Annotated in this window: 16 protein-coding genes; 10 read left to right on the forward strand and 6 right to left on the reverse strand. The window is 36.9% G+C overall.

Annotated features, from left to right (window positions below):
• Positions 1–274: 274 nt before the first annotated feature.
• From QFX38_00270 to QFX38_00285, 4 genes are all read left to right on the forward strand, one after another.
• Complete coding sequence (locus tag QFX38_00270) at positions 275–532, forward strand: hypothetical protein (protein MDI9623315.1); 258 nt, start codon at positions 275–277, stop codon at positions 530–532.
• A 36-nt stretch (positions 533–568) separates the two neighbouring features.
• Positions 569–2,395 (forward strand): threonine--tRNA ligase, encoded by a 1,827-nt coding sequence (locus QFX38_00275; protein ID MDI9623316.1) that lies wholly within the window; start codon positions 569–571, stop codon positions 2,393–2,395.
• Between the two features lie 122 nt (positions 2,396–2,517).
• Entirely contained in the window at positions 2,518–3,294 is a 777-nt protein-coding gene (locus tag QFX38_00280) for a ParA family protein (protein MDI9623317.1), read from the forward strand.
• The gene (locus QFX38_00285) at positions 3,291–3,614 is read left to right on the forward strand and encodes a hypothetical protein (GenBank protein MDI9623318.1); all 324 of its coding nucleotides are present in this window, start codon (positions 3,291–3,293) and stop codon (positions 3,612–3,614) included. The genes QFX38_00280 and QFX38_00285 overlap by 4 nt, the downstream gene beginning before the upstream one ends.
• A 2-nt stretch (positions 3,615–3,616) precedes the next feature.
• On the opposite strand, the gene QFX38_00290 is transcribed toward QFX38_00285, so the two are convergent.
• Positions 3,617–4,729: a helix-hairpin-helix domain-containing protein gene (locus QFX38_00290; GenBank protein MDI9623319.1), complete on the reverse strand. Its 1,113-nt coding sequence runs from the start codon at positions 4,727–4,729 to the stop codon at positions 3,617–3,619.
• Between the two features lie 102 nt (positions 4,730–4,831).
• On the opposite strand from QFX38_00290, the gene QFX38_00295 reads away from it, so the two are divergent.
• The 6 genes from QFX38_00295 to QFX38_00320 all read left to right on the forward strand — a co-directional run bounded on the left by QFX38_00295 (position 4,832) and on the right by QFX38_00320 (position 11,550).
• Complete coding sequence (locus QFX38_00295) at positions 4,832–4,996, forward strand: hypothetical protein (protein MDI9623320.1); 165 nt, start codon at positions 4,832–4,834, stop codon at positions 4,994–4,996.
• Between the two features lie 550 nt (positions 4,997–5,546).
• On the forward strand, positions 5,547–6,890 hold the full coding sequence (cfbB, locus tag QFX38_00300) for a Ni-sirohydrochlorin a,c-diamide synthase (protein MDI9623321.1): 1,344 nt from the start codon (positions 5,547–5,549) through the stop codon (positions 6,888–6,890).
• Between the two features lie 10 nt (positions 6,891–6,900).
• Positions 6,901–7,989 (forward strand): oligosaccharide repeat unit polymerase family protein, encoded by a 1,089-nt coding sequence (locus QFX38_00305; protein ID MDI9623322.1) that lies wholly within the window; start codon positions 6,901–6,903, stop codon positions 7,987–7,989.
• Positions 7,967–9,025 carry a UDP-N-acetylglucosamine 2-epimerase gene (locus QFX38_00310; protein ID MDI9623323.1) on the forward strand — a complete coding sequence of 353 codons (1,059 nt, stop codon included), beginning with the start codon at positions 7,967–7,969 and terminating at the stop codon, positions 9,023–9,025. Before QFX38_00305 ends, QFX38_00310 begins: the two co-directional genes overlap by 23 nt.
• Positions 9,026–9,295: 270 nt before the next feature.
• Positions 9,296–10,126: a F420-dependent methylenetetrahydromethanopterin dehydrogenase gene (locus QFX38_00315; protein ID MDI9623324.1), complete on the forward strand. Its 831-nt coding sequence runs from the start codon at positions 9,296–9,298 to the stop codon at positions 10,124–10,126.
• Between the two features lie 38 nt (positions 10,127–10,164).
• Positions 10,165–11,550, forward strand: coding sequence for an NAD(P)/FAD-dependent oxidoreductase (locus QFX38_00320; GenBank protein MDI9623325.1), 1,386 nt, complete (start codon positions 10,165–10,167; stop codon positions 11,548–11,550).
• Positions 11,551–11,813: 263 nt separating this feature from the next.
• On the opposite strand, the gene hisB is transcribed toward QFX38_00320, so the two are convergent.
• From hisB to QFX38_00345, 5 genes are read right to left on the reverse strand one after another with little or no spacing between them, the layout of a single operon-like run.
• Positions 11,814–12,392, reverse strand: coding sequence for an imidazoleglycerol-phosphate dehydratase HisB (hisB, locus tag QFX38_00325; GenBank protein MDI9623326.1), 579 nt, complete (start codon positions 12,390–12,392; stop codon positions 11,814–11,816).
• Positions 12,355–12,588, reverse strand: a complete 234-nt coding sequence (locus tag QFX38_00330) for a ferredoxin family protein (protein ID MDI9623327.1) — start codon at positions 12,586–12,588, stop codon at positions 12,355–12,357. Before QFX38_00330 ends, hisB begins: the two co-directional genes overlap by 38 nt.
• Before the next feature lie 11 nt (positions 12,589–12,599).
• A complete protein-coding gene (locus tag QFX38_00335) occupies positions 12,600–13,280 on the reverse strand; it encodes a TOBE domain-containing protein (protein ID MDI9623328.1) in 681 nt (226 codons plus the stop codon).
• Between the two features lie 13 nt (positions 13,281–13,293).
• A complete protein-coding gene (locus QFX38_00340) occupies positions 13,294–14,856 on the reverse strand; it encodes a flippase (GenBank protein MDI9623329.1) in 1,563 nt (520 codons plus the stop codon).
• Positions 14,857–14,904: 48 nt separating this feature from the next.
• Positions 14,905–15,486 carry a flavodoxin family protein gene (locus QFX38_00345; GenBank protein MDI9623330.1) on the reverse strand — a complete coding sequence of 194 codons (582 nt, stop codon included), beginning with the start codon at positions 15,484–15,486 and terminating at the stop codon, positions 14,905–14,907.
• Between the last annotated feature and the right edge of the window lie 143 nt (positions 15,487–15,629).

A 15,629-nucleotide genomic window follows, 5' to 3' on the forward strand; every position in this document is an offset into this window, starting at 1 on the left:
TTCATTCATATCGACAACAGCCACCCAGATAACTCACGCATAAACTTCTAAGGTTTAAAATTTATGGCACTTTAAAATTTTCAATAAAATTTTCATAAGAATTGAGAGAGAGTCAGACCCTAATATTAATATCATGCTTCTACAAAAGTATCAGTTTCAAAAAAGTGTGTTCAACAAAGCCGAAAAAGGACATAAAAGGTAAGGATGGATCTTTATTCTAAGGTTAACTTGAAAAATTAACAGAAACCTTTAGAAAATTTGGGGGGTGAAGGTAATGGCAAATGTTCACTTTATCAAAAAGTATAAAAATCAAATTTACACATGTTTCACCAAGATAATTGTTAGAAGCCCAGATGTAGGTATCTTCAAAATTTCAAGGAAAATATTCGCTCATAGAGAGTGCTATTGTTGGGGTCTGGAATCAATACCAGGAATCGCCGAACTCAAATATTCTAATATCTTGAGGTCTTTGATCAAATTCGATAATCCCCCAAAATTTTATAATCTCAAAAAATTCAAACTAAATAGTTGAAGTTTACTCCGCACTTGAAAGGCTTAGGTGATTTAGATGAGGATACTTTTAATCCACGCAGATTATCTAAAATACAATGTACGGAATAAAACAAGTATAGCAGAGGATATACCAGAGAAGATGATGGAAGGATCCTTTAAAGAATCTTTAGTAGTTTTCACAGCAATTGAAAAAGAAGATGAAACTAATCCAAAGGCGGTGATCAAAAATGCCATCAAAGAGATAAAAGAGGTTTTTAACAAAGTTAAAGCCGAGAAGATTGTCATATACCCTTATGCTCACCTTAGTTCATCTTTAAGCTCGCCCGAAATGGCGAAAAAAATCCTAAAAAACATGGAAGCTGCCTTGGAAAATGAAGGATTCAATGTTTCAAGAGTACCATTCGGATGGTACAAGGCGTTCAAGATATCATGTAAAGGCCATCCACTCTCAGAACTTTCGAGGACAATAAAAGCAGAACCTAAAAGAGAAAAAATAGTTGAAGAAGAAATAGAATCCAAATGGTTCATAATCAAAAATGGAAAACTTATAGATCCTAAAGATTTTGAATTCAAAAGCAAGAATTTCAAATCCCTTGTAGATTACGAGTTAGGGGTCTTGGAAAGTAAGGGTGGAGAACCGCCCCATGTTAAACTCATGAAGGAAAAAAACTTGGCTGATTATGAACCTTCTGCTGATATTGGACACCTCCGCTGGTACCCGAAAGGGCGTCTTATAAGGGATCTTCTAGCAGATTATGTATATACACTCGTAACATCAGAGGGCGCCATGCCAGTGGAAACACCAATAATGTACGACCTTGAAGACAAAGCAATAAGAGTACATGCTGAGAAGTTTGGGGAAAGACAGTACAGGATGAAAAACAAAAAGGAATTAATGTTAAGATATGCTTGTTGCTTCGGGGCCTTCAGAATATTATCAGATTCGTTTTTAACATGGAAAAATCTCCCTGCACGCGTCTATGAACTTTCAACTTACAGTTTCAGACTAGAAAAGAAGGGGGAAGTTGTTGGCCTCAAGCGACTTAGAGGTTTCACCATGCCAGATCTTCACACAGTATGCAGAGACATGGGTCAAGCACTTGAAGAGTTTGAAAAGCAAGTTGAAATTTGTCTTAAAACTTCCAAGGATTTTGAAGTGGATTATGAGGTAATATTTAGGGCTACAGAGGATTTCTATAATCGGTATAAGGATTGGATATTCTCACTTGTGGAGAAGGTTGGCAAACCCATACTATTGGAACTTTTACCTGAAAGAAAGCATTATTGGATAGCTAAAATGGATTTTGCAGCGATAGATTATCTCGGAAGGCCTATAGAGAATCCAACGGTCCAAATAGATGTTGAGAGCGGGGAGAGATTTGATATAACATTTCTTGAGGAAGATGGGACTGATAAGAATCCTATAATACTCCATTGCAGTCCTACTGGGAGTATAGAAAGGGTAATATGTAGTTTGCTGGAGAAGGCGGCCATTGAAATGGAAGAGAGGCCTCCAATGTTTCCTGTGTGGCTTTCACCAACTCAAGTCAGGATAATAGCAGTTGCAGAAAGGCATGTCGATTATTCAATGAAGATTGCTGATAAGATAAGGGATGAGGGTATCAGAGTCGATGTCGATGATAGGCCAGAGAGTGTTGGTAAAAAAATCAGGGACGCGGCCAAGGAATGGATACCATATGTTATAGTTGTGGGTGACAGAGAACTTGAAAGTGCTGAATTTTCAGTGAGTATTAGGAAAACCGGTGCGAAGAAGGTCTTGAAATTAGGAGATTTTATTTCAATGGTAAAAAATGAAGTAAAAGGGATGCCTTTCAGGCCACTTACTTTACCTGTGAGAGTTTCTGAGAGGATCAATTTCTGAATGTAGAAGTTCATGAGATTTTATATGAACCCCACATTATAAGTTATAACTTATAAGTTATAAGGTATACTTTATAAATGATAATTTAGAACTTATTATAGTTAAATTCTTGGAGGTTTTCCATGGGTGAAATAATATCCATTATAAACCAAAAAGGAGGCTGTGGTAAAACAACCACAGCAGTAAATTTATCAAGTGCACTCGCAATCCTGGGCAAAAAGGTTCTAATAGTTGATATAGACCCCCAAGCAAATGCAACAACAGGCTTTGGAGTCAACAAGGCAGAATTAAATTCAACAATATACTCTATTATAAGCGGAGAAGCAGAAATAGAAGAAACGATCCAAGAGACAATGATACCCAACTTGTATATTATTCCAAGCAACCTTGCCCTCAGTGGCGCGGAAGTGGAACTCACCAGCCAAATAGGCTATCACACCATACTCAAAGAAGCTATAGACCCCATCAAAAAAGATTTTGATTACATATTCATCGACGCCCCACCATCTCTTGGAATACTAACATTAAACGCCCTTGTTGCGGGTGATAGCATTATAATACCAATACAAGCAGAATATTACGCCCTTGAAGGCATGGCTGACCTCCTTAAAACCATGAAATTAGTCGAAAGCCGCTTAAAGAGTCCATGCCCAATAAAAGGCATACTATTAACACTCTATGATGGGAGAACTCGACTTGGAAGAGAGGTTTACCAGGAGATCAAAAACTTCTTCTCTCCACAAGAATACATATTCAAAACAATAATACCAAGGAATATTCGCTTAGCAGAAGCCCCAAGCCATGGAAAACCATGCATAATTTATGACAAAGACTGTAAAGGTTCCAAAGCATACCTTAAGTTAGCAGAGGAACTAATCAGAATGGAGGACGAAAAATGACAAGACAAAATAAAAGTCTTGGAAAAGGTCTCGACGCTTTAATAAAAGCAAAATCAACACCCACTCCACGAAAGAAACCTACCAGGGACACATTAACACCCCCAATCACATATCCCAAAGATAAAGTCAAAGAAGTTTTAGAAGAAGTTAAAAAGAACCCTAGGATAACATTATGGTCCGCAAGATCAGCTGCAGTTTTAAGATACTTAAAGAAGACAAAACCAGAATTCAGCATAAGCAAAGAGGCGTCTCTATTAATCGAAGAAGCTGTTAAAAACAAATACCCTGAAATATGGGCTCTATTCTCAGAACTCAAATAGGATTATTGAAAATTATCTAAACTGCTTTGATAACCATCAATGTATAAGAATTTTTCAGCACGTTTAATCCACACACCCATCCCCTTAAGTTCATCTAGACTATTTATTCTGCCTTCTCTCCTTTTTGAGATTATCCTCCTTGCTGATATGGGGCCGATGCCAGGTACTCGTATAAGTTCATCGTAAGTAGCAGTGTTAATATCTAATGGAAACATGTCACTTTTGAGCGCTGCCACATACTTTGGATCCATCTCCAAGTCCAAAAATCCTTCATTGAATTCAAATTCACTTAATTTAAAATTATAAGATTTTACCAATGCATCAGCTTGATATAAACGTATTGAACGCCTGGGATCTGGTTCTGGTTTATTCTCTAATGGAGTGCCTTCCAATGCTTGGAAACTACTGAAATATATTCTTTTAATATTTAATTTATCATAAAGCCATGATATCCTCTTCAGAATTTCCTGGTCGGTTTCTTCAATTGCGCCTACAATGAATTGGGTGCTTTGACCAGAAGGGGTGAGATCAGGATTCTTGTCATGAATTTTTTTTATCCATTTCATTCTCCTTATAATATCTATTTTATAGTCCTTGGTTGATGAAAGAGCTGAAAGTCCATCTGCTGTTGCTGTTTCAAGGTTGATACTCACCCTATTTGACAATTCCATGGCTCTTTTAATCAGTTCCCTTGAGGTTCCTGGCAAGATTTTAAGGTGTATATAACCATCGTATCCTTTATCATGGCGTAGAATCCTCACTACTTCAACGAGTTTTTCCATGGTATTATCAACATCATCTATCGTGGCCGAACTTAAGAATAAACCTTCCACGTACCTTTTTTCATAATAGTCCATGAAAACCTTTGATAATTCACCTGGTTCTAATTCAATGCGCGTGAATTCCCGTTTACTACAATTTAGACAATATTTACAATCGTTGTAGCATTTATTGCTAAGCAGAACCTTAAATAAGGGAACTTTACAACCCTTCATGCTACTATAATATATTCCAGGAAGATTTACATTCTTTTGTTTTTCATCTGCACTATAATCGCATAAATCAAATTGTGCAGAATCACTTAATATTTGCAATTTTCTTTTACGCTCCAACATAACCTCATATCTCAAAAAAATTATTTAGTAAAGTTTATATTCCTTTCATTATATAATTTTTATTTGGTTTCTGCAGGGCGCTTAGAGAGAGGGGGTGGTACTGTGACAAAATGGTTACTTTACATAATTGGTATATTGTTAATAATAATGGGTATACTCGGTTTTGTTGGATTCCCATTTCCAAATCTCAAGGATCCGGTTTGGCATGCAGCATTGAAAATAATTGTTGGACTCATAGCAATATGGGGTGGCACCAAAGTAGAATAAAAAAGTAATTTATTGGCTGATTATAAATACCTTTAAGCCCTGCAGAAACCACAAATTGTTACACAGATTTACTTCTGTTTTCGAGGGATCTGCGATAAAAATTTTGACTTGCCTTTTTTAAGAAGGACATATCTGTAGATGGAATATTATATATAATTTTTTTGATGATATTTTATGAGTATCGGATTGGAGACGAATTCCGGACGGCCATATCCTACCCCCACACAAAGGAAGTCAATAGGCTTTTGGTATTGTTAAAATTTATTTTTTCTTGTTAAGGTAAATTTGGACATAAAAGGATCCTTATAGTATACCTTGGCTTTCACTTCTCTATTAGATGGGTTCTTGCTTAGCTAAAGTACACGTCGGGCTTAAAATTTCCTCACTTAATGTGATACAAGAATATGATTCAATACTTTCGCATATTCCATTTGCAGATAGGTTCTATAAAATGCGAATATAACAATTTATAACGATTTTTCTGACTTATTACTATGAACGAACCTTCTTGTCGAAGGAATTAAATAGAAGTTTTATTGGATTCTATATTATGAGAGTTGTGCTTGCAGGTAGTGGTAGTGCTGTTGGTAAAACCACCATTTCTACCGGTATAATGAAGGCATTATCCAGTGAGGGTGTTCAACCCTTTAAGGTTGGCCCAGATTATATAGATCCATCTTATCATACTATGGCCACAGGTAATCCTTCACGTAATCTTGACTCGTTTTTCATGTCAGATGGGCAGATTAGAGAAGCATTTATAAGGGGCATGGAAACATCTAATGCGCGAATGGCTATTATAGAAGGTGTTCGCGGTTTATATGAGGGTATAAGTCCAATTGATGATGTTGGGAGTACAGCATCAATAGCGAAAGCTTTAAACGCTCCTGTTGTGTTGATAATTAATTCTAGAAGTCTGGTAAAAAGTGCAGCTGCAATAGTACTTGGTTTCAAAGCATTAGACCCAGAGGTTAAAATCGAAGGGGTGATCCTAAACCAAGTTAAAAATAAAAGACATTACCTCAAAACTAAAAAAGCCATTGAAGAACTTTCAGATACTAAAGTGATCGGTGGCATACCTAGAAGAAAAGATTTGAAGGTTGAACAGAGACATCTAGGATTGGTACCTGCAGTGGAACGTGAAAATCTAAAATTTTCAATAGAAAAGTGGGGAAATGTGGTAAAAGAATATATTGACCTTGATGAACTCAAAAATATAATGAAAAACGCTAAAAAAATAAAAGGCAAAAGAGAACCCCTCTGGCAAGTAAAAAACCATAAAAAGGTTAAAATAGGCATAGCATATGACGAAGCATTCAACTTTTACTACATGGAAAACCTAGAAGCTTTAAAAGATAATAAAGCCAGTTTATGTTATTTCAGCCCTTTACATGACGAGGAGATTCCTGACGTCGACGGAATCTATATTGGCGGAGGATACCCAGAAATTTTCGCAAAACAACTCGAAAAAAATACTTCAATGAAAAATTCCATTAAAAAGTTCCATGAAGATGAAAAACCAATATTCGGAGAATGCGGAGGCCTATTATATCTTTCAAGATCCTTAGATGGACATGAAATGTGCAATATATTCCCTTACAAGTCTACAATGACGCGGAAAGTCCAAGGTTTAAGTTATGTAATAGCAAAATCAACAATGGACAACATAATATCTCCAAAAACTGAAATTTTCAAAGGACATGAATTTCATTACTCAAACATAAAAGTTACAGGCAATCCACAATTTGCATTTAAAATACAAAGAGGAAAGGGCATAAAAAAAGGGATGGACGGTCTCACATCTAAAAAAACCCTCGCAAGTTATATTCATATACATGCAGCTTCATGTCCAAAATTTGCAGCAACACTAACATCCAATGCACTAGAACAGTAAGATGATATCCATGTTTAAGAATAAGGACATTTTTTCACCTTATATCATAATTGTTGCAATCATAGCATATCTCCTAATGGCATATGTAGCATTCCATTATAAAATCAGAGGCTTAAATTTCCCATCACCCATCTCCATAATCTATATCAGTATAGGTTCACTATTCTACGCTTTAGGAGTTCTAACATCCTCAAATTTCAAATCATCCCCATCTAAGGTTAAAAGAGAATCTAACCACATTTATGAGCCAATTTTATTAATTATCCTAATCATAAGTATAATATTAGCGGCATGGAACTTGTACAATGTTGGTGGTATACCATTATTTAGCGGATACCTTAAAGCCAAGGCCCTAACCAAAATCTGGTTCATATCTTATCTTTTATTTTTGTTTTCCATAAACTTCTTATTGGCCAGATTTAAAAGAGACTCTTATTATGGATTTTTCATCCTTGGACTGATTTTGTTCGCTTTAACAGGATACAGGACAACTACAGTGGTCATATTACTCAGTGTACTTATAAACTTATATTATACAAGACACATTTCCATAAAAAAGCTTACCCTCATTGGAATCCTTATAATTTCCCTGACCATTGTCATAGGCTATGTCGCCGTTAAATCTATAGAATGGCAGCATTGGAATTTAAATCCTATAGAATTATTTTTTTATCGCGCAGGGTATACATTAACAGTTTTTGACCGTGTAATCCAATTTGAGGGCGCTACACATGGTAGATTATTATATTCTACTTTAACAGGATTTTTCACATCCACCGATCCTAGGATTATTGTGGGAACAACAGTCCTAGGATATAAACATTCAAGCACCTCAACAATCTTTGGACCCGCAATTCTAGACTTCGGTTTTTTTGCCATGATACTACAAATGTTCATCATAGGCTTAATCCTTGGTTTACTCCATATAATCCAAAAGATCAAAAAAGATTTCTTCACAGCTTTATACGCGATAATATTAGCTCACACTCTTGTATGGATTGAAACAGGCCCAACAGATCTTGTAGTATGGATATTCTATTTAATGGCTGTGGCCGCGATAATAAAGGAGGCATATTATGAAAGTGGCCATCGCAGCTGAATTAGCACCCGCAAAGACATTCATACCATTAATGGAAAAATTTAACGCCAATTTCATCGCTTTATCACATGGAACAGGCGTTAAAGAACTTTTAGAACCTTATTGTCAAAGTATATATCCTATTGGGGAGAGTAGACGTTCTAATGGTAACAAGATCCTTATCACGGCTAGGATATTATCAGATATTAAAAAGGCTGTTAAAGCTTTAAGAGAAAGCAAGCCAGATATCCTTTTAACTTGTGGTAATGCAGGTGATGTGCGAAAGAGTATTGCAGCCGCCAAACTACTTAGAATACCCGTACTACATATTGAACAGGACATTTATAACCCTATTGAAATGATAGCATTTGCCAACCTTGTAACAGCACCTTCCACTGAATACAAAGAATATCTTGAAAGAAATTACCATTTAAAGAACGTAGAAAACATAGGAGGCTATCCCCACGCTATCTATGTCAAAAATTTAAAACTTGAAGATCCAGAGGCTGTTAAAGAAAAGTACAATCTTCAAGAATTCATACTTGCAGTACTTGGAGGCGATTTGAAAACCCATGATATTTCCCCTCTAATCAAGGCATTGGAAGCGTTAAGGGAAGATGTCTTATTGGCACCTTTCAGATTTGATAGGAAATTCATCAAAAAAAATATAACCTCAAAAAAAATCCACGTTCTAGAAGGTTTTGTTGACCTTCCAAGTTTAATGAAAGCTTCAAAGGCTATGATCTATGCTGCTGGTATGGGAGTCACAATAGAAGCCGGCGTTCTCGGGGTTCCTTCAATCAAAATCGCAGGATTTCATCGTCAACATGCAAGCATCGACCTCTGTGAAAAAATAGGCATACCAATAGCCAAAATAGAAGACATAAACCATTTAATATATGATTTAAAGCCTCCAGATTCAGCTTACCTCCTTTCAACTGCAGAGGAGTCTTTAGAGAAATTGATCAACTTACTGGAAAACTTCCAACCAGAAGGTTCATGCGGCGGTTTTAAAAGTTTCAAAAAAATATGGGGAGCCCGATCAAAATTTAGGTGAACTTATCTAACTTGGAGGATTATCCCCTCATATCATCCCATTTGTATTTTTACAAATGGAAGTTTTTTTATAAGATAACGAAGGAAAAATAAATCCAGAATTACCTACAAGCAGCTTTTAGTATAAGAGTCCTACATGATTGGGGCTTTAGAGGCAGAAAAAAATATTCACAATCACCTTTTTCATCTTACTGGTATAAAAATTTAACTATAAATGTTAGATGAAAAAATACTTAATAAATACTGGAATAATAAAATTTGGTGATATAAAATGGTTGCAAAGATCGGTGTACTAAAATGTGGAAACCTTGGAACATCCCCAGTGATCGACCTAGTACTTGATGAAAGAGCTGACAGACCAAATGTCGAGATCCGTGTAATGGGATCTGGAACAAAAATGAACCCTGATGATATAGAATTTGTAGTCCCCAAAATGCTCGAACTAGACAGAGACTTTGTCATATTCATAAGCCCAAACCCAGCGGCACCGGGACCTGCAAGGGCAAGAGAACTACTCTCCGAAGCCGACGTACCCGCAATGATAGTGGGAGATGCTCCAGGACTTCGTGTGAAAGATGAAATCGAAGAACAAGGACTCGGTTACATTATAGTCAAAGCAGACTCCATGATAGGTGCAAGAAGAGAATTCCTAGACCCAACTGAAATGGCAGCATTCAATGCAGACTTAATGAAAGTACTTGCATTAACAGGAGCATACAGAGTAGTCCATGAGACCATCGACGCCATGATAGCTGATGTAGAAGCTGGAAAAGAAATTGAACTACCAAAACTCGTAATTACAAGAGACGTGGCAGTAGAAGCTGCAGGCTTCAAAAACCCATATGCAAAAGCAAAGGCCATGGCAGCATATGAAATAGCAACAAAAGTCGCTGACATTGACGTCGAAGGATGCTTCATGGTACAAGACCCAGAAAAATACATACCAATAGTAGCATCTGCACACGAAATGATGTCAACAGCCGCAAAACTAGCAGAAGAAGCAAGAGAAATAGAAAAATCCAACGATACCGTGAAGAGAACACCACACGGAAAAGAAGGAGAAACACTATCCAAGGAAAAACTACTCGAGAAACCTTCATAAAATCTATTTTTTTATTTTACTCTTTTTTTGGTGTTTTCGTGTTTGATGTAATAATAGTCGGGGCAGGTCCCGGAGGTCTCATCGCCGCAGACAAACTAGCAGACCATTTAAAAGTTTTAGTGGTTGATAAAGGAAGGGACATGGACAAAAGATATTGTCCAGCCCTAAAAGATGGTATATGTAGAAAATGTTCGCCTTGTAACATAATGTGTGGCCTTGGAGGGGCTGGTGGATTATCAGATGGGAAACTAAACTTAAGACCAGATATTGGAGGCGACTTAGAAGAATTTGTAGATAAAAAAAAGGCATGGGAGCTTGTAGAGGAAGTTGACAGTTTTTTCCTCAAACATGGAGCCCCAGAGGAATTATATTCACCCAAGGAAAAAGAAGTGGAAAAGATTTTGAAAAAATCAGCTGCAGCGGGTATAAATTTTATTCCCATCATTCAAAGACATATAGGGTCCGATAAGACGCCCATGGTCATAAAGTCTATAAAAGAAGACCTTGAAAAAAGAGGTGTGGAATTTCTCCTAGAAACAAGGGCATTAGATATCATAACAAAAAATGGAAAAATAGAGGGGCTCAAAGTTAAGGATAAGAATGGGAATGAGAACATAATAAAATGTAGATTTTTGATCCTTGCACCTGGCAGATCCGGTTCCATGTGGCTTGCAGAGCAAATGAGAAAACTTTCAATCCCTATAAAGTACAATCCAGTGGATATTGGAGTAAGAGTTGAAGTCCCCAGTATTGTAATGGAGGATATTACAAGGATAAATTGGGATCCGAAATTCCATATTATAACAAAAAGCTACGACGACTTTGTAAGAACGTTCTGCGTCTGCAACAGAGGTTTCGTGGTCGAGGAAGCCTATGACGATTTTAAAGGGGTTAATGGGCATTCCATGCGCACAAAATCATCTGATAACACTAACTTTGCCTTTTTAGTCAAAGTTGAGCTTACAGAGCCGGTTGAAAATACATCTGCATATGCCCTTTCAATCGCAAAAATTTCTAACACACTCGGTGGAGGCAAACCAATAATACAAAGATTAGGAGACCTTAGGAAAGGGAGAAGATCCACTTGGAAGAGATTAAAAAGGAGTCCAGTGAAGCCAACATTAAAGGATGTAACACCAGGAGACATCGCACTTGTCCTACCCTACAGGATAGTCCTTGATATAATAGAAGGCTTAGAAGCGCTTGATAAAGTCATACCAGGGGTGGCCTCAGATTCCACGCTTTTATATGCTCCCGAGATAAAACTTTATGCAATGAGAATAAAAGTGGACAAGCATATGAGAACCCCAATCAGCGGATTATATGCTGTAGGGGACGGTGCGGGAGTTTCAAGGGGTATTGTAGGCGCTGCCGCTACGGCACTTATAGCCGCCGAACATATAAATAAATCTTCAAAGTCTTAAATTACCCCCCCAGATCAGCGTCAACAAATCCGTGCCTCCTCATTTACAATACCAATCTCTCATTTTTTATTCTCTATGTCGAATTGTGATTATACAGTCCCCATTTTTTGTAACGAGATTCAAAAAAAAAACATTTATCATTTTTTTCTACAATTGTTATGACGGTTTCAGAAATGTGAAGGCTTCAATTTTTGAAGCCTTAAAATATTATCTTATAATTTTGTAACATGCGCTTATTATGAAACAATCGTATGTGTTAAAAATTATAAATCGCCTTTTGTACTCGGTATCTTTTGATGTTCGATTTTCACAGCACTTCTTAGCGCGATTGCAAATGCCTTGAAAAGAGCTTCTATCTTGTGGTGATCGTTTCTTCCATTGACCTTTGCATGTATGTTAATTTCAGCATTTTTTGCGAATGATTCCATGAAATGTGGAATGTTTTCTGTTGAAACATCACCAACTTCATCCCTCTTAAATTCCATGTCAAGGACTGAATATGCCCTTCCTCCAAGGTCCACCGCCACCATCGCGAGCGATTCATCCATTGGTACTATTGCATGAGCCATTCTTTTTATACCTTTTTTATCTGATAGGGCTTTTTTGAAGGCTTTGCCTAATGTTATGCTAACATCTTCGATGGTGTGGTGATCATCGACTTCTAAATCTCCCCTTACTTTTATTTCAAGATCAAATAGTCCGTGTATAGCGAAGGATTCTAGCATATGGTCGAGGAATTTAAGTCCTGTGTCGATGATATAATTTCCCTCACCATCCAAGTTTATATCCACTTTAACCTCTGTTTCATGGGTTTTCCTCGATTTCTGGGCTTTTCTCATAATTATCATCCCTTATTATTCTTATAGCCTCCGCAGGGCATCTGCTTGCGCAGATAATGCAAAGATGGCAATATTCGAGATTGGATGGGATCGCTATTTTCCTTTTCCGATCTATCGTCCATATTTTACCGCCTTTGGGACATGATTCTTTACATTCCCCGCAACCTGTACATTTTTCATGATCTATGATTATTTTCATATAGTTACCTTTTACGGTTTTATGACTTCTATGGCTGTTGCCTTAAATCCTGCGAAGATTTCTTTGCCAATTTCTAGTTTCATGGCATCCCGGGCTTGTCTTGTTATATAACTTGTTAACTCTATATTATCCATTTTTAATTTAACTTTGAGGATATTATAGCTAGGTTTGATGGATTTAATCCTGGCTTTTAAGAGGTTTCTTGCGCTTATCTTATATTTTTTGTCCATGAGTAATATGTCTTCTGGATGTATTAGTAGAATCACCGTTTCCCCCTTTTCAAATCTTTCCTTTAATGGGGCTTTTATAATATTTTTCCCCACTTTGATTTCGATAATTTTATCTTCTAGGTTTATGTCTTTGATGATACCTTCAAGTTCATTAAATGTGCCTTGTCTTCTAAATAAGGCTTGCATTTTAAGGTATTCTTGTATTATATTTCTACCAGTCTTTGTGAGTTGACTGCTTCCACCTCCACCAGCGCCGCCTCTTCTTGTTGAAACAATCTTTTCTCCGAGTGTATTTTCCATCCTCTTTATATATAGAAGTGCTGTTCTATATGGGATTTCTGATTTTTCAGAAGCCTTTCTTATCGAATTATATTCGTTTATCGATTGGAGTAATCTAAACCTTTTATTATCGAGCCAGATGTTTTTTCCTTTTATTTTTAATTTGTAGTTTTCTTTTGACATGTTATCCTCCCAATTACCTGGGAGTGTATTTATCGATAAGGTCGATTAATTTGTTGATCGGCTTCTTTAAAGGCCCCATTTTTGAACTGAAACGTTTCATTAGACGTATATCTCTTTTTTCGAAGCCTTTCACGATTAATAGTGCTATTACATATATTGGGGATGATATTATAAGTGCTATTATAAGTCCTGTTATTGTATTAGGTATTATGATGAGTGGAATGGCTGTTATAACGGATGCTAGTGTTATCTTCCAAAATGCGGTGTATGGTGGTCTCACATTGGTGATTTGGAATGTTTTCCATAAAGAGAGCACCATTATAATGAATGTTGCGATGGTTGTTGCAAGAGCACCCCCTTCAATGCCGTAGACTGGCACCATGATAATGTTAAGTATGAGGTTTATAGGAGTACCTATCAATAATATGTACATTGGAAGACGTGGGTAGCCTATTCCTTGGGTGATGCTTGCAGATACTGCGAAGAGTGTGTAAAATGTCATGCCAACCACAAGTATTGTAAGTGCACCGGCACCATAAATGAAAGCACCCCCAAAGAGGAGTTCAAGTATAGGTTTTGAAAATATTGCGATACCAACACATAATGGTAGAACAAATAACATGACAAGTCTATAGGATTGTACTACATAAGTTTCAAGCAAACTTTTGTCTTTAAGCGCTGAAGCTTCTGAAGCGGCTGGTAAAACAGCTGTAGCAACCGAAAGGGAGATTATAAGGGGTAATCTTGCGATTGGATCCGCTGCAGTATAATAACCAACTGCCTTGGTTGCTAGGAATATACCTATAGCAAAAACGCTTATATCATAAATGGCCATTTCAGATAATGCTGTTATAATTACTGGAATGGAAAAACTTAAAAGGACTTTCATTAATCCTAACTCTTCTTGGAAGTTCAATTTATTTTCAGGCTCCACTGGGGGCAGGTAATCTTTAAGTAACTTTTTATAAATTACAAGTGCAGAAATGGCAGATGCTATAAAACCGAAACCTGTACCTATAACAGCCCCGGCCGCATAAAAGCCGATCATTACAAATATGACTGCGAATATTATCATGAATATTTGTTCAATAGCCCGTGTCACAACAACATATTCCATTTTATAGATACCTTGGAAGGCACCCCTAAATGCACCTACAATAACACTAAATGGTGTGATAAGCGAAACAGCCTGTATAGGATAAACTGAAAGGGGTTTATGGAAAACATCATTTGCAAGCCAAGGTGCCAAGAAGAATATTATAATAGAAAAACTGAGACCAAGGATGATCATCAGCTTCAAAGAAGTGTGAAGAACTTGTGTTGCCATCTGATCCTCATTGAGTGCCTTGTGTTGTGCGACATATTTAGCAATGGCTGGTGGCAGACCACCAGCTGAAAGTATTTGGAATATCCCTTGCAAGGGGAATGTTAAACCGAGAAGACCATAACCTTCGGGTCCAAGCAATCTAGTCATGAATACTCTGTATATATATCCTCCAACTCTGAAAAGGAGGCTGCTGACCATTATAAGGAAGCTGCCTTTCACTAGTTTTGACGTGCTATTTGTCAAGCTCATTAAATCACCCAAGAAAAAATAAAAGATTCTTGGTCTTTATAAAAATTATCATTCTTTTTTCAAGAATCTCATGAACATCTTAAGGGTCTTATGGAGGCTTCTGAATCCTTCTTTATCTTTTTTAACACCCTCTAACGTGTCCTTTGACCAGAAACATGCGCCAAGATTTGCTCCGAATGATCCTCCGCTTATTGGTATCACGCCATTGGCTATATAAAAAGTGTGTATTTGTTGAATTGCAAGTTCTTGTCCTCCTGATCTGTCACCACCCACGGCAATTGCCATTCCGATTTTCCCACGTAAAATATCATAATCCTTCATGTTGAGTGCTCGGCATCTGTCTATTATAATTTTTGTCTGGGCACTTAACCCACCATTGTAAACTGGTGTCGCCATTACTATGCCCTTTGCCCTTGGAAGGAGATCATAAAGGGTGTACATGTCATCTTTGTTTATGCATTCCTTTTTCTTTAGGCAATAATCGCAATGTTTACAAGGGTTCAAGTCTTTTCCTCTGACAGTGAAAAATTCTGTTTCATATCCTTCATCTTCTAGTCTGTTAAGCGCTTTTTTCAGAACGTATTCTGTGGCTTGTTTGCGGGGACTTCCGCATATGCCGATTACATCCATTATTTCACCTGAATTCAAATCTTTTTTTAGAACAGCCATATTCCTTTAATATTTATAGTTTTTGTGGTGTTGGATAGTTTTTTTTATTGTTTGTTGTGTACGGTTTTAAATTCACTGATAACTTATAAATTATAACTTTTAAC

The sequence above is a fragment of the Methanothermobacter sp. genome, from assembly GCA_030055615.1.
Lineage (GTDB): Archaea > Methanobacteriota > Methanobacteria > Methanobacteriales > DSM-23052 > Methanothermobacter_A.